Here is a 22,783-nt window from a genome sequence, read left to right as displayed (position 1 = left end):
ATAAATGAATGTTGGTCAAGCAGTATATGATTTAACGACCATTGCAATCAAAAATGGTCGAATTGAGGAAGAAGATCGAATTTATCATCAAAATGAATTATTAAGATTGATTGGTTCAAATAATTTGGGTACGCCTGAAGTTAAAACGCCAGAGGAATTGGAAACAATTGTATCGACTTTAATGGATGCGGCTAAAAGCAATGAAATGATTAATGATAAAGTTAATCTAGATATGATGGAAGCGTTAATTATGGATACAATTACGCCTTTACCTAGTCAAGTTAATCATAAATTCTGGGAATATTATCAACAGCAACCAAACGCGGCTACCAATTATTTTTATCATTTATCTCAACAAAATAATTATATAAAAATGCGATCAATTGCTAAAAATATTCATTATTTTGCACCTAGTCCATATGGAGAGCTAGAGATTACGATTAATTTATCGAAACCAGAGAAAAATCCTAAGGAAATTGCTGCAGCATTGAAGTTACCACAAAATAGTTATCCAGATTGTGCACTTTGTATTGAAAACGAAGGTTTTTTTGGAAGCTTAAATCAATCTGCTCGAAGCAATCATCGAATTATTAATTTAGAATTATCTGGTGAAAAGTGGGGCTTTCAGTACTCACCCTATGCATATTTTAATGAGCATGCCATTGTTTTAAATCATATTCATCAACCCATGATAGTAAATAAGAAAAGTTTTGAGCATCTAGCTGATTTCGTTGAACAATTTCCAGAATATATGATCGGATCAAATGCCGATTTACCAATTGTGGGTGGATCCATTTTAACGCATGATCATTACCAAGCTGGAAAACATGATTTTCCAATGGCTAAGGCACCTATCAGAGAGAAGATTAATTTAAATAATTTCCCAATGGTCCAGGCGGGAATTGTTAATTGGCCAATGAGTGTGATTCGTCTTAAATCCGCTGACAGAGAAGCTTTAATTGAAGCGGCGGAAATGATTCGTTTGAAATGGAATCAATATGACAATATTGATTTATTGATTCAGGCAAGTGATGATCAAGGTACAAGACATCACACTGTAACGCCAATTATGCGACGGCGTGGGGATGATTTCGAACTTGACTTAGTTTTACGTGATAATAATACAAATGATCAATATCCGGATGGTATTTTTCATCCACATGCAGATGTTCAACATATTAAGCAAGAGAACATTGGTTTAATTGAGGTGATGGGACTAGCGATTTTACCTCCACGTTTGGTCAGAGAATTGGATGAAGTCAAGGCGTTTTTGATGAATAAGGCTGAGAAGGTTAATCCAATTCATCAAGAATGGGCTGATCAATTAAAACAACATTCTTTTACCGATGTCGATGCTTATGTTAAACAAGCTGTGGCAGATGTCTTTACTAGAGTACTATCCGATGCGGGTGTATTTAAAGATGATGCAGAAGGTCATCGAGGCTTTTCTGAATTTATTGCCACTTTTGATTAGAAGTTAAAAATAAAACCGATGATCTTTAAATTTGATATTTATACTGCTTCCCACTAAAAATGAGAAGATAAACAGCATATTATATCAAAAGACTTTAGACATCGGTTTTTATATATTTTTATGTAGTTTGACGAACAGGTGTAGCTGCTTTTAGTAAATCTTTAATTTGCTGATTATGTAGATTAGTTGTTCGTTTAAATTGACGATTTTTACGATATTTACTGGGGCTTTCGCCGACCATTTTGTTAAATGATCGACTGAAAACTGAGACATTGTTAAAGCCTACAGATTCGGAAATTTCATCAACTGACATTTTTTCCATTTGCAAAAGCTCGCTGGCCTTATTAATCCGAACCCCAATTAACCAAGCTTTAGGCGACAGACCAAAATTACTAGTAAAAACTCTAGTTAAATATGATCGGTTAACATTTAATTCATTAGCTACATCATTTACATTGATTCCTGTTTCGAAGTATTCATCCATATATTCACGTGCTTGACGGGCCAGCTTTGATCCTTTGAAATCATTTTGTGGATTTTTCTGTGATGGATATTCTTGGATTACTTGAATCAATAATTCATGAACTAATTGATTCAATTGTAATTCGCTTTGTGGTGATGAATCTGACCAACTAAGTGTTTTTTGGATAAGTTCTAAATATTTTAATTGATTAGCTGTATTGAAAACATGATGCTCATTTTTAAAAGGGGAAAAATGTTCGATAATTTGTTTAGCTTCAGATCCATTGAAGGAAATCCAAGCATAGGTCCATGGATTCTTAATATCGGATTGATAAAAAATGGATTCGCCTGGGCGTATCAAAAATGAATCACCAGCTTGTAAATGAAATTGCTCATTATCTACAAAAAAAATTCCTTGCCCATTTAGTACAAAATGGATAATGTAGTCGTGACGTTTGGCGGGGCCAAAAGTATGGAAGGGTAGGGTTTGACTGATACCACTAAATTGGTAGTAGATACTAGCATTAAAGGTATGATTATTAACGACATTAAAAATTGATTTTTCCATAATGAGCAACCTTTCTCAAACAGACAAGTCATTAACCTAATTATAGCATTATCGAAAAGTGTATATGGTATACCAGATGCGATCTTTATGTTTGGCAGTTTCTAGAGATATTATTTAATTTTACTTGTACTTTAAAAATTTGTGTCATATAATTGGTATATACCATTATGAAGTGAAAGGTTGGGAATAAGAATATGAAGATTATTAAAGTTCAAGATCAGGTTGAAGGTGGACAAGTTGGTGCTCGCGTTTTTCAAGATGCCTTACAAACTAATGCCAAAGTTTTTGGATTAGCCACTGGCTCAACACCTATTTCAATCTATGATGCTATTACTAAAAGCGATATGGATTTTTCAGATAAAATTTCAATTAATTTAGATGAGTACAAAGGTTTATCTGGAGATCATGAACAAAGTTATCGTTACTTCATGCAACAGCATTTATTCAACGAGAAGCCTTTCAAAGAAAGCTATGTTCCCGATGGGTTAAATCCTGATGGAATAGCTGAATCAGAACGATATGATGCTATTTTGGATCAATTCCCACGTGACTTACAAATTTTAGGTTTGGGTCAAAACGGGCATATTGGATTTAATGAACCAGGAACTTCTTTTGAATCAACTACACATGAAGTTGATTTAACAGCATCAACGATTGAAGCGAATGCACGTTTCTTTGACGATCAAAATGACGTTCCACGCCAAGCTTACTCAATGGGAATCAAGTCAATTATGTCAGCCAAGCAAATTTTGATGGTGGCTTATGGTGCAAATAAGGCTCAAGCAGTTCAAGCTATGATTGAGGGGCCAGTAACTGAGAATGTACCTGCATCAATTTTACAAAGACATGACAATGTTGTTGTAATTTTAGATGAGGCTGCGGCTAGCAATTTAAATAAATAATTTAGATAGATAATATCTATGCATTTTATTTTGATATGAAATGATGATATGACTAGTTTTCGTTTTTCGAATGCTGGTCATTTTTTTACACATTCGGATGATGAAAAAATCAATATCATGTAAATTAAGATCTGTAGATTTTATGCTGAGTTAAATTAGTAGATATAAGTTATAATTAGGATAATAATTTATGAAAAAGAGGCAAACCAGATGCGATATAAAATGTTAATATCTGACTTAGATGAAACCTTATTGAACGATAATGGGACCATTAATGAAAAAAATGTTCAAGCAATTAAAAAAGCTGTTCAAATGGGTTTTAAATTTGTACCAAACACTGGTCGATCTTTTAATTCAGTTCAGGGTGTCTTAGATAAATTAGGTCTAAAAAACAAAGCACAACAATATGTAATTTCCTATAATGGAGGAGCAATTGTTGAAAATTTGAATAATGAAGTTTTAATTGCTCGTGATATGGACTTGATGTTAGCAGACTTAATTTTCAAAACTGGGATTCAGAGTGATCCTTTGACGGATGCTCACATTTATACGACCGATAAATTATTTATTTATAATATTTCAGTGGCTGATAAAAATTATATGGATGAACGAGGAGTTTCTTATGAATTGTTAGAGGAACCTGATCTATCTTTTTTGAAGCATGAAGAGCCTCTGATGAAAATTATTTTTGAACATTCTAATTTGGAAGTGCGTGAAAAGATAATGGCAAATGTTTTGGTAGCAGTGGGCTCTGAAGCAGTTGAAGCGACTTATTCCTCTGGAAGATATGTTGAATTTAATCCTGCAGGTGTTGATAAAGGCTCAGCTGGGAATGTTCTGGGTGCTAAATTAGGAATTAATCCTGAAGAAATTATTTCAGCCGGCGATAATTCAAATGATATTGCGATGATTAAATCCGCTGGATTAGGTATTGCTGTTCAAAATGCTATTCAACCAGTCAAAGATGTAGCTCAAGTTATAACTGATCGAACAAATAATGATGGTGCAATTGCGGAAATTTTAGAACGATTTGTTTTGGGGGATGATTAAAAAATGCAAAGAACCTTGTCATTTATAACAGGATTAGCGATTTTAATTGTATTTTTAATTTGGGGTAATTTGGCGACAAAGCTAGATTTATCAACAGTATTAACGATTATTGGTTACATTGTATTATTGGTTATAACGACGATTATAATGACCATAATTACGGTTTATATTCAAAACAAGAAAGCTGTTGATGAGGATAAGAGTCGTGATAAATAATAAAGGTGCTTGGAAAGTCGGCGGATTAGGAATTTTATTTATTTTAATTGGGTTGCTTTGTGATGTGATTATTCAAAACTTTGGTCTGTTGATGCTCAAATTAATAGCTAAGGCATTCAATATAAACGAAAATACCTGGATACCAATTTTAGCAATGCTTTTAACGATGGGCGGGTTGCTTTATATCACATTGATGTATATGAAAAAGTACATTCAACTAGCTGCTCCTGAAAATAAACTTGAGCCCTTTCGACGTCAAAAGACGCTTTGGATTATTAAGGGATACGTTTTAATTATCTTAGCTGGTATGTTAGTGACCATCGTAAAAATTTTAATTACTGGAAATAATGTTGAACCTGCTAATCAGTTGGCGCTAGTTGAAATGGCACATGCTGGTTTAGCAACTAAAATATATTTAATCTTTTTATCAGTTATCTTGGCTCCGCTACTAGAGGAATCGATTTTCCGAGGAATTTTGATGAATTACTTTATGAAAAATTCATATTGGTGGGCCAATGTAGTTGTTTCAGGAATGGCCTTTGGATTATTCCATGTCATTTTTCAACCATTTCAATTAATGGCATTTATACAATATTCATTAACTGGGATAATTTTGGCATTTGTTTATAAGAAGACTCAGAAATTACAATATTCGATGGCAACACATTGCTTAAATAACTTGGTTGCGATGTTGATTTTATTATTTCAATAATTACTTTCAATTTGAAAGATGGAGGATAATATAATGGTAAAAGAATATATTTATACTACTTTTGGTACTAAAGATGTCTTACAAACTGTTCAACAACGTTATTCTAATCGACCAATATATTTAACATTTGATCTAGATGATCATGAACATTTTCAATTGATTGAATATTCAATCAATGAGAAAAGCCCATTTAGTTCTGGAGTGCAATATGATGTTTTATTTAAACAAAATCAATCACTGGATTTACGAGGATTGATGGATTGGAACTATCTAACATTAAATGATGACGAGCGAGAACATTTTATTATGCGCGCGAAGGCATGGATTACTGATCATCAAGATGAAACTGGATTAATTAATATCTTTTTACTACAAGTAAATGAAGGTTTTGATTATGCAATTTTAACGACTTGGAAAACGGAAAAACAGTTACAGGAATTTAAACCGATAATAGATGATTTTTTCAAATCATTTCAGTATGCATCAAATGTTCATTACCGTGAGAAGAAATTCCAATTTGCTAAATTTTAACAATAAGTAAATTAAAGATCAGAAACTTCAGATTATTCTGGGTTTCTGATCTTTTTTATAAAATAACCGAACTGAAAAACTACAATTTATGCGATGAAACGTGTATAGTTACTCTTGTTGTGTTTGATTAAAATCTGAAAATGGTAGGTGTTAAATGAAAATTAGAAGAATTAATTATTTAATTGGATATATATTAATCCTATTAATGGTAGAATTTTCAGTAAAAATGGGGAACCATCATTTGATTTTACCTGAATTTGCAGTACTATGTGTGGGAGTTTTAGCTTTGCAAGAGTCACATTGGATTGTGAATCCTTTTAAAATTGTTTTGATGCCATCGATTACTGCAATATTGGGATTTAGTATTAATTTATTGAAAATAGATTACTTATTTAAAATATATCTAGTTATATTAATAATGTTAGTTGTGTTGAAAATAGCTAATTCAAAATTAGCACCTTCATTTGCAACGGGACTTTTACCAATTGTTACTAATACTAGTCATTGGTATTTTATTTTAGTTGTTGTGGGTATGACAAGTATTTTAATGCTTGGAGTTTTATTGAGTGGTAGTTATAAAAATATTCAAAATCCTATAAAATCTCTTGAAAGAGATGCAATGCGTCAATATTTGGAAATATTATTATTATGGATTATATTAGTACATTTGTTGGGCGTTGATATGATGATTGCCATTCCGCCGGTTTTAGTTTTGTTGTTGGAAGTCATTCAAAAAGAGCATTATCCTGTAAATGTATTTTTGAAACAGGTGGTCATTTTAACTGGCATTGCATATCTTAGTATGGGCGTGCATCAATTAATTTCAAATGATGTCATTTTTATTGCAATGATGATGCCTTTGATTCTGATAATTTTAAAAATGTTTAGAATTCAATTACCAGCAGTCTATGCTTTTCCATTGCTAATTTTAGTTATTCCAACACCTATGACTCAACAATTGGGATTATATACAATGTTTGCTAGTGGATTTAGTTTAGGTTGTGTTTATATTTTGAAAAAGTATTCTTTAAAAGAAAGAATTATTCAGATAGTGAAAATGGTTATAAATTGATGAGTGGAGTCGAATTAATTAGGAAATATTGATTTGTGTTTAAACTTAACATGTTTAAAATAAAAAGGACTAACAAACTCCGATGTGGGAGTGTTTGTTAGTCCTTTTTATTTTTAATATTTATTGATAGGCAAATAATTATGACGATAAATGTCTTTTTATAGTCGTCTTGTCTTATAGAAACTATGCATCAAATAATTTTAAAAGAACATTTGCTGCAAAATATAAATTGTATATCTTAAAAAAGCAGGTTGCTGTGGATATTTAGCACGTATACGTATCCCTGCAGTGGCAAGTGACTAGCGAATTTTGAATACCAAACTAAATAAATTGGGCTGTAACTTCAATTATTTGATCAGCAACGTTGAATAAATCAACGGGCTTTTCAAATTCAATTTTAGTATTATTTCCATCATTGATAACAATCCATGATCTTACGCTATTAAAGTATGCACGAAGTACCCAGCGACGAATGTTATCATCTACTAAAACGTTGAAGTATGCTGTATTATCACGATAATAAATACGATCAATATCAATAGTATTCCTCGAAATGGCTTTAGCCAGTGTATAAACTTCTAACTCTTCAGTAGTAGTTACTATCTCATTCTTTGCTTCTTCATCAGCTTCATCACCATCGATACTTACAACAACCGATGAAGGTTCTTCTTCTGTTTTTGTAGAGTCCAAAGCATGACTTAAACGGTCATTAACTCTTTCGTTAATTAGCGCTTGTATTCCACGACTGACCATTGGTCTGAAGTCATCAATAACTCTAGAATTTTTTTGACCTTCAAAACCAATTTCATTTAGTACAATTCTAACAAAATCATCACTGGTATTGGACATTTGTTGTGTAAAGAAACTGGCAATTTGGCCTACATATTTTAAATCACTTGCAGTACTTGCAATTTTTTCAGAATCAAAGTTTTCTTTTGAAAATTTAAATAATTCATTAATTTGTGAATCTTTAATATTTGATAGATGTATGGTTAAAAATGGATTGCTGTCCATGATATTTGATTTATCTAAATCAGTGAAGAAACGATATTCATCACCGTTAGTTAAGATGGCAAATTTAGATTCTGTTACATTAAAGTATCTGTGGAGTTGAGAAGAGTGGTTATTTAAATCCGATTTTAACTCTTTAGCTTCAACTAGCATTGCTATTTGATCGTTTAAAGTGATTGCATAATCTACGCGTTCACCTTTTTTTATTCCAACATCTGCTGTGAACTCTGGTATGAATTCTATGGGATCAAAAACGTTATATCCTAAATTCATAAAAAAGGGCATGATCAGCGCATTTTTCGTTTGTTCCTCATTATTAATGTTATCTTTTAAATTATTTAAATTAGATGATAATTGCTTTATCTTTGATGCAAATTCTTGTTTATCCATAATACCTGCTCCTCAAGTCTTTTAATGTGGATACTTAGCACATATTTTCACAAGTTAAACTAAAAGAATAACTCTTAATTACAATTAATATGTACCTTTGTAACAATATCTTAAAACATAAATGGTAGCTTAAATCTTTTTATTAAATTAGTACGTTTTCTATTATTCAACTGATGTATTTTGAAAAAACTTGCATAACATAGTAGCAGCTTAATAGTGAACATTCCTTTTTTCTTGTCTATCTACACAATCAATGAAATCGGGGGAATACTATCTTTAATATGCTATATTTCGTATTACAAGTGAAAAATATCGCAATTGAAGAATTGGAATTTATATATTTATAATTATAACTCTTTAGTAAAGGCTGTGGCTGGTAAAAATGGACCAGTGTCTGAACAATCTCATTGATTTAATGGAATATCATTTAAGTATGTATAATTAATAAATTCATCTTAATGAGGGACACAAGTGACACTTACGAGCTTCAAGTCCTTTTCACATCGTTTAAGCCTTTCACAACTTTTTAACGTAGCTATCAATACTTTTTTATATTATTTAAATAGTTGCTGACCATAGCCATTCTTTTTTATGAAAGGATAGTATTCCAATCTACGTCTGCAGGTTCAGTTAAACTTATGAAGTTGTCGTCAGTTTTTTGTTTACATTCAAAACGGCATTAACAAGCTTAAAATGGTGTATCAATTTGTAGCAAATTTGTAGCAAATGGTATGGTTATTAGTGGTTTTTAATGGGGAACAACGGGAAAAGCGAAAAACAGAAAGCACAGTAAAACCCCATCACATCAACGTCTAGGCTGATATGGTGGGGTTTTGTAAAATCAACGAATTATGCCAAAATGCCACTGACAGGAGTCGAACCTGCACGAGAATACTCTCACATCGATCTGAACGATGCGCGTCTACCAGTTCCGCCACAGTGGCAAATACGACTATAATTATAGCATAAATTTATTTTTATTTTGGATAAAATATATTTTCTCGATCCTTACTAATGTGTATAAAAATGATTGTTAACCGGAGGGATAATAATGGGAAAAACAAATAAATTAATCCAACAATATCAAATAAAGTTAGGATCAGAACCACAAGAGGAGTGTTGGGCTGTCTATCTAAATACACAAGCACAAATTATTGGCGATTTTTGTGTCGCTAAAGGAAGCTTGGCTAATGTCCAAATTCATCCACGTGATGTATTTAGAAATGCCATTGCCTTAAATGCTTATGCTTTGATTTTAATACATAATCATCCTAGCGGAAATTTATCGCCATCACAATCGGATCTAAAAACGGCTCGCCAAATTGCAATTTGTGGAACCTTAATGCAAATTCACGTACAAGACTTCATTATCATCAGTCAAGTAGACTATTGCAGTTTTTCATTACATTATGACGTAAGAACAATTATGGAATTATGGAATTTTGATACATCGATTTTTAATCAATAGTAGGTGCGAATTACAATTATATTATCCTGGAATTAGTTTAATAATTATAGACTTAATTTTGATAGTAAAATCAGTCTAAAAAAGGTCGTTAACATTGGGGATAGTTTGTGCTTCATAAACGGTGTAGAATAAGTTTACAAGCTGGCATAATTATTATGATATTTAATTGGAAGACAAGTCATATTTGTGATAAAATTTAAACTATTATTGGATAAGATCAGATTATAGAGAAAAGTGGGTGATTGTTGTGTTTTCATTTGGAACTCGAAATGTAGGAATCGATTTAGGAACTGTTAATACACTTGTCTACATTGAGGGGAAGGGTATTGTACTTCGAGAACCCACCGTTGTAGCAAGAAATAAGAAAACAAATAAGGTTGTTGCTGTGGGGTCTGCTGCCAAAGATATGCTTGGACGTACTCCTGGATCAATTAATGCTATTCGTCCAATGCGCGATGGTGTAATTGCTGATTACGACACCACGGTAGAAATGCTCAAACATTATTTAGGAACTGCATTATCGGGTTATGGTTCAAAACCTTATGTTACTGTAGGAGTTCCTTCAGGTGTAACGGCAGTTGAAAAACGAGCTGTGATTGATGCTGCTCGGGTAGCTGGTGCCAGAGATGCTTATGTAATTGAGGAACCATTTGCTGCTGCTGTAGGTGCTGGATTGCCTGTATCAGAGCCAACTGGTTCAATGGTCGTTGATATGGGTGGTGGAACAACTGATGTTGCGACGATCTCACTTGGGGGGATTGTTTCATCTCGTTCGATTCGTTTAGCGGGTGATCGGTTAGATGAATCAATTGCATCATATATTCGCCAAAAGTACTCAGTTTTGATTGGGGAACAGACAGCAGAACGCTTAAAGATGGAAATCGGATCAGCTGATATTGAATCTGCAAAAGAAATGCCATCAAGTAGTGCTCGGGGACGTGATTTAGTGACTGGTTTGCCTAAAACAATCGAAATTACGGCCGTGGATGTGGCTACATCTATACGTGATGTGATCGCAGAAATTATTATTGCGATTAAAGAAACCCTAGAAGAAACTTCACCTGAAATTGCAGCCGATATTATTGATCATGGAATTGTACTGACTGGGGGGGGCGCTTTGTTAAAAAATATTGATGAAGTGATCTCAGAACAGACTAAAGTGCCGGTGTTTATTGCGAATGATCCATTGGAAGCTGTGGCGATCGGTACTGGAGAAGCGTTGAAGTCAATTGATGCAATGAAAAACAATTAATCCTGGAGGGACCGGATTCGCTTAAGAAAGTGGAACTGAAAAAAGGGTATTGTAATGAAAAAAATATTTACGGCACGACGATTAGTAATTGGGGTTATTATTACAATTTTGACTCTAGGTGTTTTGACATTTAGTTCGTATTCATTGCGTTCTGATAAAGGACCATCAATGCCAAATCGAATGTTAAACGATGTTACTAGTTGGATTTCCAATACAGTGTCCATTCCAGTTGGTGGTGTACAACATGGTTTTAACAGTATTGATAATCTAATTAGTACCTATCAAGAAAATAAACAAATGAGTGCGAAGGTGGACGAATTAGCACAAGCTAAAGTTCAACTACAAGTTATGCGCTCAGAAAATAAAGCGTTAAAAGATCAACTTAAATTAACAGATACATTAACAGACTATTCCTTAGTGAATGCCTCAGTTATTTCACGTTCACCTGTAAATTGGCAAACTCAATTGGTGATTGATCAGGGGTCAAATGCTGGAATTAAGAAGAATATGCCAGTCATGGGGTCAGGTGGTTTGGTTGGTCGAATTTCACAGGTTTCAAATACCAGTTCAAAGGTTGAATTGTTGTCAGATAATAGTCAAACCGCAAATCGATTTGCGATTCGTATTGCAACTGACAAGGGACAAATGGTTGATGGACTAATTACTGGATTTAATCAGACTAAGAATAAAATTTTAATGGAATATGTTACTTCAGATGTTGAAATCAAACCTGGAGATAAAGTTACTACATCAGGATTAGGCGGAGTTACTCCAGCAGGATTATTTGTTGGAACAGTTAGCTCAGTTGAAGCGAATGATTATGGTTTGTCAAAGAAAATCTATATCAAACCTTCAATGAATTTCAATAATATTCCAGTTGTTTCTGTTGCTATTCAGAAGTAACTACATACTTGATCATTGAAATTAATTACAAGAGGTTTGGAATTGTTCCAAATCTCTTGTTTTTTCGAGTAAAGAAAATGAGGATTAAAAATGCTTACACAAGCAATGATAATGTTATTAGTTGGTATTATTGCAGGCTTAATAGGTTCCATTTTAGGATTAGGTGGGGGTATTTTAATAACGCCGGCGTTAACCTTAATGGGTGTTGATATTAAATATGCAATTGCAGCATCAATTATTGCGGTTATCGCAACTTCTTCTGGTTCATCCATTGCATTTTTAAAAGATGATGTTTTAAACCTTAGAGTTGCCATGTTTTTAGAAATATTTACTACTGTTGGAGCATTAATCGGGGCTTTATTAACCGGTTATTTTAATGGAGTAGTTCTATATTTCCTATTTGGAGCTTTATTGATATTTCAAGCTTGGAATATGTGGAAGAAATTACGGGCAAAAAATTATGAAAAAATTGAGGTTAATCATGATGATTTAGCTGAAAAACTACAATTAAATGGATCATATTATGATAAAAACATTAAAAAATATGTAAGTTATTCTTTGAAGAATGTTCCAGGGGGAGCAGCCGTTATGTTTGGAGCTGGTATTGCATCTGGATTGCTTGGAATTGGCTCAGGTGCTTTCAAAGTGATGGCGATGGATGGCGTAATGAAAATGCCACTTAAGCCTTCAACGTCAACTTCTAATCTAATGATGGGAGTTACTGCAGCGGCCTCGGCTGTGATTTATTTTTTCAGTGGGATGATTCAGCCAGTAATTGCAGTACCAATTGCTTTAGGAATTATCGTAGGGTCTTCCATTGGAGCTCGATTAATGCAACATTTACCAGCTAAGTTAATTCGCCAAATTTTTATACCATTTGTGTTATTGATGGCGTTACAGTTAATCTTGAAGGGGTTGGGGATAGGCTAATGAAAGATGAAATGAGTCGATTGGAATTAATTATCGGTAAAATATTGCGTGTTGGAGTAGCAATTTCTATCGGGTTAATGCTATTTGGTTGCTTGCTCTTAGTCTTTAGGAATAATAAAGAGATTATTCCATACTATTCATATCTTGAATTAAATAAAATTTTAAGTGGAATTTTAGTGTTACAGCCCAATGCATGGCTTATGGGTGGATTGTTTGTCCTCATTCTAACGCCAGTGATACGAGTTTTAACCTCTGTGTTTGCTTTTATGAAGGTTAAAGATTGGACTTACATGTGGATTACATCATTAGTTTTGCTGATATTGATTGTTGCGATGATTTTTGGAATTAGTCAAAAGTAATAATTATTTAATAATTGACATATATTATATAGCAAAGTATAATTTGCTATTATAAACGAATAAAGATTAGAGGTCGCAATTGACATCATTATTTAGCGGAGCTGGTAGGCTTAGAGACTAAAGAAAGGGGATATTGCCGAAATGGAAAATAGACATATTTTTCATTGGTCTAGGTGTTAATAGCAACTAGATTGTCGTAATGATACATTACGGAGCGCTTATCGATGATTCCTATCGAATTGACTTTAAATAAGTCTGCGAAACGTTATGTAACAATCTTACATAGTATTTCGTAGGCTTTTTATTTGTTTAAATATACTATATTGTGTTATGAATAAAAGGATAGGAGACTTTTTATGTCAGATAATGGTGATAGTCCGCAAAAGCTTAAGCGAACCATGAAAACACGACATTTGTCGATGATTTCATTAGGAGGAACATTAGGAACAGGCTTATTTGTTACTTCTGGAGCTACAATTTCGCAAGCCGGCCCTCTAGGAGCGTTAACTGCATATGGGGTTATGGGAATTATGGTTTTCTTCCTAATGACTTCTTTGGGTGAGATGGCAACTAACAATCCAGTTTCGGGATCATTTTCGGTTTATGCCGATCAGTATGTTGAACCGGCCCTTGGATTTGCTATGGGGTGGAATTATTGGTTTAATTGGGCCATCACAGTTGCAGTTGAAGCAGCTACTGTGGGTGTGGTAATGGGCTTTTGGTTACCTAATGTTCCATCTTGGATTTGGTCAGCATTAGTATTAGTTTTAATTACATCAATCAATTTACTTTCGGCTAAAGCATATGGTGAAACAGAATTTTGGATGTCGATGGTCAAGGTGATTGCAGTTATTGCTTTCTTGATTATTGGAGCCTTAATGATATTTGGAGCTTTCACTTATCAGCCAGATGTAGCTCATAATTTGAGTGCTGGTGGTAAACATGGATTTGTAGGCGGAATTAATGGGATTTTAGCTGTCTTTATGGTTGCAGGATTCTCATTTCAAGGAACTGAATTAATTGGAATTACAGCTGGTGAATCAGAAAATCCAACTAAGTCTATTCCAAAGGCGATTCGACAAGTATTTTGGCGAATCTTGATATTTTATATTTTAGCTATCTTTATCATTGGGGCCATCATTTATTACAAAGATCCAAATTTATTACGGTCATCAGAAAGTAATATTGCGATGTCACCCTTTACCTTGGTATTTAAACGTGCTGGATTTGCTGCAGCTGCTTCGATTATGAATGCTGTGATCTTGACGGCCGTTATTTCAGCTGCTAATTCTGGTCTATATGCATCATCAAGAATGTTATGGTCAATGGGTGAAACTAAGTTAGCACCGAAAATTTTTAGTAAAGTTAATAGTAAAACAGGAATACCAGTACCAGCAGTTTTGGCAACAGTCTTTATAGGTTTATTGACATTTTTAACTGCCATTTTGGGGCCAAATATTTATTATTACTTGGTAGCCGCTTCTGGATTGTCTGGTTTTATCGCTTGGATGGGAATCGCTATTTCACATTATCGTTTCCGTCGAGCCCTACACCGTCAAAACCATTCAGTTCATGAATTGAAATATCATGCTAAATGGTTCCCGATCGGTCCATTGCTAGCATTGTTCTTGAGTATTGTTGTCGTAGTCGGACAAGATTTAAGTGCCTTTCATGGAAAAATTTCCGAGTGGAACTGGGAAGGTATTATTACTACCTATATGGCAATTCCTTTATTTTTGCTTTTATATTTTGGATATAAGATTAAAAATAAATCTAAACTAAGAAAATTAGAAGAAATTGATTTAGGAGCTGTTGGTGAGGCTAAAAAATAGGCTTAATGTTTGAAATATTATTATAAATAAAATAAGGAATTATTTTCCTTAGATGGGCCTTGAATGTCAATTTGACATTCGGGCTTTTATTTTTAAATAAAATATTATTTTAAATTGATAGAAAATAAAATGGTTTAAAAGTTAAGTAAAATATTAAAGGATAATTTTATCTTTAAAATTCAGAATGTATTAAATAGAATGATATGATATTCTTAATATTATTAAATTAAATTAAGTGAGGAAAATAAGATGAGCTGGCACACAATTGAAGTGGAGACTCAAACTGAAGCAGTTGATGCAGTTAGTAATATTTTAATGGAAGCAGGGGCTGAAGGTGTTCAAATTGAAGATTCTGCTGACGTTGATCACTTTGAACCAAATGATGCAACTGTTTTTATAGATTGGGATGATGTAAAACATCGTGAAAATGGAGCATTAGTCATTGGCTTCTTTGCATTTGGACTTCATCTGCCTGAAATAACACTTGAAATTACTAACAAAGTGCAACAACTAAATGAATTTGGATTAGATGCTGCACCAGGAACTGTTACGTCAAATGTAGTGTTGGATCAGGATTGGGAAACAGAATGGCAAAAGTATTATCATCCAGTTCGTGTAACTCGGCAATTAACAATCGTTCCTAAATGGGAAGAATATACACCCCAAGATCAAATGGAGAAATTAATTGTTTTAGATCCTGGTTTGGCTTTTGGAACGGGGACACATCCAACTACTAAATTGATGCTGCAAGCTTTAGAAATGGTAGTTCGGGGAAACGAACGCGTTTTGGATGTCGGGACGGGATCTGGGGTTTTGAGTATTGCGGCTAAACAATTGGGCGTGGGAGATATTTTAGCCACTGATATTGATGAAGTGGCGGTTCGATCAGCTCAGACTAATTTAGATTTAAATCCGATCGCAAAAGATGTATCTGTTATAGCTAGTGATTTATTAAAAAGTGTTCCAAAAACGGAAAAATATAATTTGGTAGTAGCAAATATGTTAACAGAGGTTTTGCTACCGTTAATTCCAGAAGTGGAGGGATATTTGCAACCAGGTGGTGATTTCTTATTATCAGGTATCTATTTTGATAAGATTGAGGTTATAAAAACTAATTTGGTTAATGCAAATTATGCTATTGATGAGGTTATGCAGATTGGTGATTGGTACGGAGTAATTGCACATTTGAAAATTGCAGGAGAATAATATGCAACGTTATTTTTTAGATGAAATACCTGAAAATGATTTAGTTAAATTACCAGATGACATAAAACATCATTTGATGAAAGTCTTGCGTGGTAAAATTGGTACAAAGGCTGAGTTTGTTTTTAATGATCAGCAAACCATTCGGGTGGGTGAGGTGATTTCAATTGATGATATGGAAACAATTGTTAAGTTGGGACCACTTCTAGAGCAAACTGTAGAATTGCCTGTGGAAGTAACGTTGATTCTAGGATTAACAAAGGGTGATAAACCTGATGATGTCATAAAAAAAGCGACGGAATTAGGAGCACATCATTTTATTTTAGTAGAAACGGACTGGTCGGTAGCACATTGGGGAAGCAAAGCTCCGCGTAAAATCGAACGTTTAAATAAAATTGCTCAAGGGGCAGCTGAACAGAGTCATCGTTTAAGAATACCAACGGTTCAGTATTGTGAAAAAATCGAACAGCTTGATTTACCAGATCAAATGGTTAAAGTGGTAGCTTGGGAAGAAAGTGCCAAATCCGGTGAAAAAAGTCAATTAGTTCAATCGATTGAAGATGCAGAGGTAGCCAAATCAATTGGCTTTATGATAGGACCTGAAGGTGGCCTTTCAGTGCAAGAATTAGGTAGGATAGAGGACTTAGGGTTCAAAAAAGCTAGTTTAGGTGCGCGTATTTTACGAGCAGAAACAGCACCTTTGTATGCCATGAGTGTATTGAGCTTTGCATTAGAATTAGATCATTCGCAAATTAAAATTAAATAAGGAGGGGCTATTATGCGCGAATTTAAAAAGATTGCTGACTGGAAATTTTGGATTTTAATGCCAGTTTTTGGATTGTTAATCCCATTTGCTATTAAAGAATTAACAGGTAATTTAAAAATTTTGGGAGTAATTATTAGCTTATTTATTATTAATATTATTTTTAGTGTCTTTGTGGGTATTTATCTACGTCGTCATGGATCATTTTGGTATTTATTAATTGTTTGGCCACTTATTTTTTGCCTAGGCGTTGTTTTAAATCTATTTCCAGATGCATATGGATACTATTTTGGAATTGTATATTTTATTATTGAACTTTATGCATACACGATGGGACAAGAATCTGAAGTTGATATTGATGACCAAATCCCAATTGATGGGGGAATTAAAGAAGTTAAATAGATTAAAATTAATTATAACAAGATCTGATTCTAAGAAAGAATTAGGTCTTTTTTTTGATAAAACGTATAAAAATTAATTGAATATAAATATTCTTAAACGTTTTTTAACATTTGAGCTTAACCGAATTATACGCATAGGAATAGGCTTTAAAAAAAAAATTGCAAAAACTATTCCACTGAATGGTGAATGGCGGTGGTTTAGAGTGGTATTAAGTGGTGTAAAGTGGTAAATTATACATATTGAAAAGCAATTAATAAATTTAAAAATATGCTCTAATTCAAGTGTAAAGAAGGGATAGTTAAATGTTTATGGGAACATACCAACATATGTTGGATTCTAAAAATCGTTTAATTATTCCGGCTAAATTCCGAAATCAATTAGGAAGCGGTTTTGTTATTACCAAAGGGAATGAACATTCTTTACATGCATATAGTCAGGCTGGATGGGAGACCTACCAGAGTAAGTTGAATCAATTACCATCAAATAACGCAAAAGTGCGTCAATTTAAGCGAATTATTTTAGCTGGGGCAACAGAGGTTGAATTTGATAAGCAAGGCCGAATTGTTTTACCTAATAATTTAAAAGAACACGCCTTGTTACAAAAAAGCATCACCATTATTGGTTATGGAGATGATGAATTTGAAATTTGGGATACTGAACGTTTTGAGCAATACAATGCTGATGTTACGGATAACTTTGATGACATTTCAAATGAGCTAGCTGAATTAGGCTTTGATATTTAACTGAATGGATGAAGGGAAATAGTATGACGGAATTTAAACATATCACGGTCCTTTTAGACGAGGCAATTGAAAATCTGGCAGTTCAGCCAACAGGTACCTATGTTGATGCAACTTTAGGCGGAGGCGGACATTCTAAGCTTTTAGCCAGTGAGTTAACGACTGGAAAATTATGGTCATTTGATCAAGATCAAACGGCAATTGATTATAATCAAGAACATTTAAAAAATGAAATTGAAACAAATAAAGTTTCTTTAATTCAAAATAATTTTAGAAATCTAACGACAGCTTTAAATGAGGTCGGTGTACAAAGCATTGATGGAATTGTTTATGATTTGGGTGTCTCATCGCCTCAATTTGATGATGGTCAACGCGGGTTTTCGTACAATTATGATGCACCGTTAGATATGCGAATGAATCAGAAGCAAACTTTGAATGCTCGAACAGTAGTTAATGAATGGTCTTTCAATGATTTGATGCGAATTCTATCACGTTATGGTGAAGAAAAATTTGCTAAAAGAATTGCCCGTGCTATTGAACGGGCTCGTATGGAACAACCAATAGAAACCACGTTTGAATTGGTTGATATTATTAAGTCAGCAATTCCTATGGGAGCTCGGCGAACAGGTGGTCATCCTGCCAAAAAATCATTTCAAGCAATTCGAATTGCCGTAAACGATGAATTAGGGGCAGTTGAAGAATCACTCCAACAAGCATTAGATATGTTAAACGTTAATGGCCGGATTGCAGTGATTACTTTTCATAGTTTAGAAGATCGTTTGGTTAAAACGATGTTTAAAGAAAAAACACAGTTGCCAGATTTACCATCGGGACTACCAGTAATACCAGATGAGATGCAGCCCGATTTTAAATTAGTCAATCGCAAGCCAATTTATGCTAATGAACATGAATTAGAAGAAAACCGTCGAGCACATTCGGCTAAATTAAGAATAATTGAAAGAATTCGCTAAATCGGGTATGAAAGGAATGAGACTATGGCCCAAAATGCGCAACAATGGCAACCGCAACAACCAAATCCAAAGCAACGGCCAAAGAAAATGCCAGCACAACGGGTTCGATATGCTAAAACGCCTTGGCGTAATGAAATAAAACATATTATTTGTGCGATTCTCATTACGATGTGTTTTGGAGTAGCCAGCGTCTGGATTTCTAACCGAGCTACGATTCTAAATGAGGTTGCTCAAGCTAACTCTACGAAACTAGACAATGTTAGAAATAAAAATAATGATACTAAGGAACAAATTAGTAATTTAACGACACAACAACGACTCAATGAAGTCGCACAGAAGGCGGGAATGTCGTTAGAGAATAGTAATATTAAGAATGTTAAATAACAACAGAGGAAAACGGATGTTAAATAAAGGAAACATGAAGCGATCACATGGCGCAATTATTTTTATGCTGTGTATTCTGACAGGAGTGATTTTCTATATTGGCTCCCGTTTTTTTAGTGTTGCCGTAACTCACTCAGTTGATCACGTTAATTTGGAGCAACGAGCCCAAAATCTTTATGAAAATCAAGATCAAGAATCGGTTAAACGAGGACAAATTTATGATTCAATTGGAAATGTGTTAGCCGAAAATTCTTCAGTTTACACGGCTATTATTGTCTTACAAAAAGATCAGCCTAAATATTTAAAAAATAGCCAAGTTAACACTGTTTCAAAAGAGCTTGCGCAAGAGTTAGGCGGCGATGCTTCATATTATAAAAAAATAATTAAAAATGGAATTAAACATCATTATTTTCAAGTTCAGTTTGGAAGTAATGGGGTTAATATTTCTCAAGAAAAATATCGTACTATTAAGAAAAAAAATATTCCTGGATTGATTTTTGAAGCCCATCCGGCACGTCTTTATCCAAATGGACAATTTGCTTCAGATTTAATTGGTGAAGCCAGTTCGTCTGGTTCAAATAAGATTAAAGGGGTTTCGGGAATAGAAGGTTCGTGGAACAAACAATTAACAGAACAGTCTGGGGTTAGTGCTAATAATATTAAAAATGGTAATCTTAGTCAAAAAACTAAAAATGTGGAAGCTAAAAATGGTTATGACATCTACACAACTCTGAATACTAAACTTCAGTCGACTCTTGAAGATAAAATGAATGCATTGCAAGCTGATATGCAACCAAAACAGGCGTTTGCAGCGATAGTTGATACTAAAACGGGTGATATTGTTGCTGAGACGCAACGACCGACCTATAACGCGACGACTAAATCTGGCTTTGGTAATTTTTGGTCAAATTTGTTAGTACAGGAACCTTATGAACCAGGATCTGTCTTAAAGGGAATTACTTTAGCTTCAGCGATTGATACAAACAATTGGAATGGGGATAATACTTATTCTTCTGGGAAAATTCAAGTTGATGACAAGGTTGTTAAGGATTGGAACAACGGTGATGGTTGGGGAAGAATTTCATATACTGACGGAATTGCACTTTCATCGAATGTGGCAATGGTTTTAACTGAGCAAAAAATGGGTTCTAAAACTTGGGGTAAGTACTTGGATCGTTTCCAATTCTTAAAACCTACTGACATGGGGTTTAGCTCCGAAACATCAGGATCAATGAATTTTCGCTATCCAATTGAACAGGCGAATACTGCATTTGGTCAAGGAATTAAAGTAACGCCGGCTCAGATGATTCAAGCCTATTCAGCAATTGCTGGAAATGGTGAGGAAATTAAGCCCAATATTATTTCTAAGATTGTTGATCCTAACACACAAAAAGTTATCTATAGCGCAAAACGAACAAAAGTGGCTAAGCCAATTAAAGAGTCAACGGCTAAAGCAACTCGAAAAGAATTAGAAAATGTTATTTATAACCCTAAGGGATTAGGTGCAATGTACGCAATTCCGAATGTTAAAACGACTGGTAAGTCTGGAACGGCTCAAATTTCAACATCAGCTGGATATACTCAACCTGGTGATAATACTAACGAAATACATTCTTGGATGGGAATGGCTCCGTCTGATAATCCGCGCTACATGATGTATATTGTTGTTAAAGAACCACAATCTAATACCGATAATATTGCCAAGGATATGTCGAATGTATTCGTTTCAACGATGGAACAAGCTTTGCAGATGAACACTTCAGATAAAAAAGCAGTGATCAGTGATAAGCAGCAGACGAAAATACCAGCTGTTAAAAATGAGTCAATGAAAAAAGCTAAATCTGAAATTGAAGCTAACCATTTAAAACCTGAAGTGATTGGTGATGGTAAAGTTGTTAAAAATCAGTACCCATTAGGTGGAGGGAAAACCTTGTTGAATCAACGGGTATTTATTGTATCTGGAGGAAACGTTAAAGTCCCTAATATGCAAGGTTGGTCTAAAAAAGATGTTAAAAATTGGGGACGATTAGTGGATATTAAAATCAATTCAAGTGGTGAAGGCTTCTTAGTAGAACAGTCGGTTTTGCCCGATACTAGAATTGCTGACGGAATCCATGAAATTACTGTTAAATTTAAAACCCCGTGATTAAATAATGTTAAAATTAATAATAATAATTTTGGAGGAGTATGAATAATGATCGAAAAGTGGTTACCTGAGCTTTTAATTGCCTTTTTAGTTTCCCTAGGAGGAACTTATCTATTAAAGAATTGGTTTAATAAAATAAAGTTTCAACAATTAGTGATTCGAAATTCTGAAAAAGGTCCTGATCATCAAGCTAAGGCAGGAACACCCACAATGGGTGGAGCAGGTTTTATTTTGACGATTACAATTTTATTTGTCATTAAGCAAATTTTCTTTGGATCAATGAACCCTACTAGTTGGGCAATTTTGTTAGCAATTTTATTGTATGCCTTAGTTGGTGGTTTTGATGATAGTGTAAAAATATTTGAAAAACGGGATGAAGGTTTTCGATTTTTGCCAAAATTGTTTGCTGAGATCTTAGCAGCGTTAGTTGCTTTTTCACTTTTGTTATTGGGTAACTTTGATTTTGTCCTACACCTAGGTTTTGTTAATATTCAAAATGTGGTTATTTTTGGATTGTTTACGATTATTTGGTTGGTCGGATGGTCTAATTCAGTTAATTTTTCTGATGGATTAGATGGTTTGGCAACTGGATTAACAGTGATTGCTTATGGTGCTTACTTAATTGTGGCTTTAAAGCAAGGAAATTATGACGTTGTGGCATTAAATGCCTTAGTAATTGGAGCTTTGTTAGGCTTCTTCGTTTGGAATCAAAATCCTGCTAAAATTTTCATGGGGGATACTGGATCTTTGGCCTTGGGGGCTGGTTTAGCAATGAATTCTTTAGTTTTAAATATTGAATGGTCATTGCTGATTATTGGATTAGTATTTATGCTAGAAACTTTATCTGTTATGATCCAAGTTGGAACTTATCATTTCTTCAAAAAGCGGGTCTTTTTGATGGCACCGATTCATCACGCCTTTGAAAAAGGTGGTTGGCGAATGGATCCTAAGCATCCTTGGAATGAATGGCAAGTTGACACATTATTTTGGGCAGTTGGTCTTCTAGCAGCAATTTTATATCTTGTGATTTGGTTATAAAGAA

23 protein-coding genes, 1 tRNA gene and 1 riboswitch are annotated in these 22,783 nt (G+C 34.0%); of the genes, 21 read left to right on the top strand and 3 right to left on the bottom strand.

Annotation, left to right across the window (positions count from 1 at the left end):
* Positions 1–4 precede the first annotated feature (4 nt).
* Positions 5–1,474, top strand: a complete 1,470-nt coding sequence (galT, locus tag WKK_RS01310; RefSeq protein WP_013989204.1) for a UDP-glucose--hexose-1-phosphate uridylyltransferase — start codon at positions 5–7, stop codon at positions 1,472–1,474.
* A gap of 118 nt (positions 1,475–1,592) precedes the next feature.
* On the opposite strand, the gene WKK_RS01305 is transcribed toward galT, so the two are convergent.
* Positions 1,593–2,504: an AraC family transcriptional regulator gene (locus WKK_RS01305; protein WP_013989203.1), complete on the bottom strand. Its 912-nt coding sequence runs from the start codon at positions 2,502–2,504 to the stop codon at positions 1,593–1,595.
* 194 nt (positions 2,505–2,698) lie between these two features.
* Here WKK_RS01305 and WKK_RS01300 point away from each other — a divergent pair, with 194 nt between their 5' ends.
* The 6 genes from WKK_RS01300 to WKK_RS07240 all read left to right on the top strand — a co-directional run bounded on the left by WKK_RS01300 (position 2,699) and on the right by WKK_RS07240 (position 6,987).
* Positions 2,699–3,406, top strand: coding sequence for a glucosamine-6-phosphate deaminase (locus WKK_RS01300; protein WP_013989202.1), 708 nt, complete (start codon positions 2,699–2,701; stop codon positions 3,404–3,406).
* 210 nt (positions 3,407–3,616) lie between these two features.
* Entirely contained in the window at positions 3,617–4,456 is an 840-nt protein-coding gene (locus WKK_RS01295) for a Cof-type HAD-IIB family hydrolase (RefSeq protein ID WP_013989201.1), read from the top strand.
* Between the two features lie 3 nt (positions 4,457–4,459).
* A complete protein-coding gene (locus WKK_RS01290) occupies positions 4,460–4,672 on the top strand; it encodes a hypothetical protein (RefSeq protein ID WP_006845656.1) in 213 nt (70 codons plus the stop codon).
* On the top strand, positions 4,662–5,384 hold the full coding sequence (locus tag WKK_RS01285) for a CPBP family intramembrane glutamic endopeptidase (RefSeq protein WP_013989200.1): 723 nt from the start codon (positions 4,662–4,664) through the stop codon (positions 5,382–5,384). The genes WKK_RS01290 and WKK_RS01285 overlap by 11 nt, the downstream gene beginning before the upstream one ends.
* Before the next feature lie 33 nt (positions 5,385–5,417).
* Positions 5,418–5,915, top strand: coding sequence for a hypothetical protein (locus WKK_RS01280; RefSeq protein WP_013989199.1), 498 nt, complete (start codon positions 5,418–5,420; stop codon positions 5,913–5,915).
* A 154-nt stretch (positions 5,916–6,069) separates the two neighbouring features.
* Entirely contained in the window at positions 6,070–6,987 is a 918-nt protein-coding gene (locus WKK_RS07240; RefSeq protein ID WP_013989198.1) for a hypothetical protein, read from the top strand.
* A 321-nt stretch (positions 6,988–7,308) separates the two neighbouring features.
* Here WKK_RS07240 and WKK_RS01270 read toward each other — a convergent pair whose 3' ends face one another.
* Positions 7,309–8,388 (bottom strand): type I restriction endonuclease, encoded by a 1,080-nt coding sequence (locus WKK_RS01270; protein ID WP_013989197.1) that lies wholly within the window; start codon positions 8,386–8,388, stop codon positions 7,309–7,311.
* An 860-nt stretch (positions 8,389–9,248) separates the two neighbouring features.
* Positions 9,249–9,332, bottom strand: a tRNA-Leu gene (locus WKK_RS01265).
* 107 nt (positions 9,333–9,439) lie between these two features.
* Here WKK_RS01265 and WKK_RS01260 point away from each other — a divergent pair.
* The 14 genes from WKK_RS01260 (at position 9,440) to mraY (ending at position 22,779) form a co-directional block, all read left to right on the top strand.
* Positions 9,440–9,856 carry a JAB domain-containing protein gene (locus tag WKK_RS01260; protein ID WP_013989196.1) on the top strand — a complete coding sequence of 139 codons (417 nt, stop codon included), beginning with the start codon at positions 9,440–9,442 and terminating at the stop codon, positions 9,854–9,856.
* 247 nt (positions 9,857–10,103) lie between these two features.
* Complete coding sequence (locus WKK_RS01255; RefSeq protein ID WP_013989195.1) at positions 10,104–11,108, top strand: rod shape-determining protein; 1,005 nt, start codon at positions 10,104–10,106, stop codon at positions 11,106–11,108.
* A gap of 54 nt (positions 11,109–11,162) precedes the next feature.
* Positions 11,163–12,011: a rod shape-determining protein MreC gene (gene mreC / locus WKK_RS01250; RefSeq protein WP_006845647.1), complete on the top strand. Its 849-nt coding sequence runs from the start codon at positions 11,163–11,165 to the stop codon at positions 12,009–12,011.
* A 90-nt stretch (positions 12,012–12,101) separates the two neighbouring features.
* A complete protein-coding gene (locus WKK_RS01245; RefSeq protein ID WP_013989194.1) occupies positions 12,102–12,941 on the top strand; it encodes a sulfite exporter TauE/SafE family protein in 840 nt (279 codons plus the stop codon).
* Positions 12,941–13,300 carry a DUF1634 domain-containing protein gene (locus tag WKK_RS01240; protein WP_013989193.1) on the top strand — a complete coding sequence of 120 codons (360 nt, stop codon included), beginning with the start codon at positions 12,941–12,943 and terminating at the stop codon, positions 13,298–13,300. The genes WKK_RS01245 and WKK_RS01240 overlap by 1 nt, the downstream gene beginning before the upstream one ends.
* A gap of 59 nt (positions 13,301–13,359) precedes the next feature.
* A riboswitch (Lysine riboswitch) is annotated at positions 13,360–13,528 on the top strand.
* 128 nt (positions 13,529–13,656) lie between these two features.
* Positions 13,657–15,132 (top strand): amino acid permease, encoded by a 1,476-nt coding sequence (locus WKK_RS01235; protein ID WP_006845644.1) that lies wholly within the window; start codon positions 13,657–13,659, stop codon positions 15,130–15,132.
* Positions 15,133–15,381: 249 nt separating this feature from the next.
* Complete coding sequence (prmA, locus tag WKK_RS01230; protein WP_013989192.1) at positions 15,382–16,338, top strand: 50S ribosomal protein L11 methyltransferase; 957 nt, start codon at positions 15,382–15,384, stop codon at positions 16,336–16,338.
* 1 nt (position 16,339) lies between these two features.
* Positions 16,340–17,101 (top strand): RsmE family RNA methyltransferase, encoded by a 762-nt coding sequence (locus WKK_RS01225; protein WP_013989191.1) that lies wholly within the window; start codon positions 16,340–16,342, stop codon positions 17,099–17,101.
* A gap of 12 nt (positions 17,102–17,113) precedes the next feature.
* The gene (locus WKK_RS01220; RefSeq protein ID WP_006845641.1) at positions 17,114–17,500 is read left to right on the top strand and encodes a hypothetical protein; all 387 of its coding nucleotides are present in this window, start codon (positions 17,114–17,116) and stop codon (positions 17,498–17,500) included.
* 302 nt (positions 17,501–17,802) lie between these two features.
* On the top strand, positions 17,803–18,243 hold the full coding sequence (gene mraZ / locus WKK_RS01215; protein ID WP_013989190.1) for a division/cell wall cluster transcriptional repressor MraZ: 441 nt from the start codon (positions 17,803–17,805) through the stop codon (positions 18,241–18,243).
* Positions 18,244–18,266: 23 nt separating this feature from the next.
* Positions 18,267–19,211, top strand: coding sequence for a 16S rRNA (cytosine(1402)-N(4))-methyltransferase RsmH (gene rsmH, locus WKK_RS01210; protein WP_013989189.1), 945 nt, complete (start codon positions 18,267–18,269; stop codon positions 19,209–19,211).
* Positions 19,212–19,235: 24 nt separating this feature from the next.
* A complete protein-coding gene (locus WKK_RS01205; RefSeq protein ID WP_013989188.1) occupies positions 19,236–19,595 on the top strand; it encodes a hypothetical protein in 360 nt (119 codons plus the stop codon).
* A gap of 16 nt (positions 19,596–19,611) precedes the next feature.
* The gene (locus WKK_RS01200; protein WP_013989187.1) at positions 19,612–21,741 is read left to right on the top strand and encodes a penicillin-binding protein; all 2,130 of its coding nucleotides are present in this window, start codon (positions 19,612–19,614) and stop codon (positions 21,739–21,741) included.
* 48 nt (positions 21,742–21,789) lie between these two features.
* Positions 21,790–22,779: a phospho-N-acetylmuramoyl-pentapeptide-transferase gene (gene mraY, locus WKK_RS01195; RefSeq protein ID WP_006845636.1), complete on the top strand. Its 990-nt coding sequence runs from the start codon at positions 21,790–21,792 to the stop codon at positions 22,777–22,779.
* Positions 22,780–22,783 lie beyond the last annotated feature (4 nt).

It is taken from the genome of Weissella koreensis KACC 15510 (assembly GCF_000219805.1).
Lineage (GTDB): Bacteria > Bacillota > Bacilli > Lactobacillales > Lactobacillaceae > Weissella > Weissella koreensis.
This window is presented reverse-complemented; position numbering and strand designations above follow the sequence as displayed.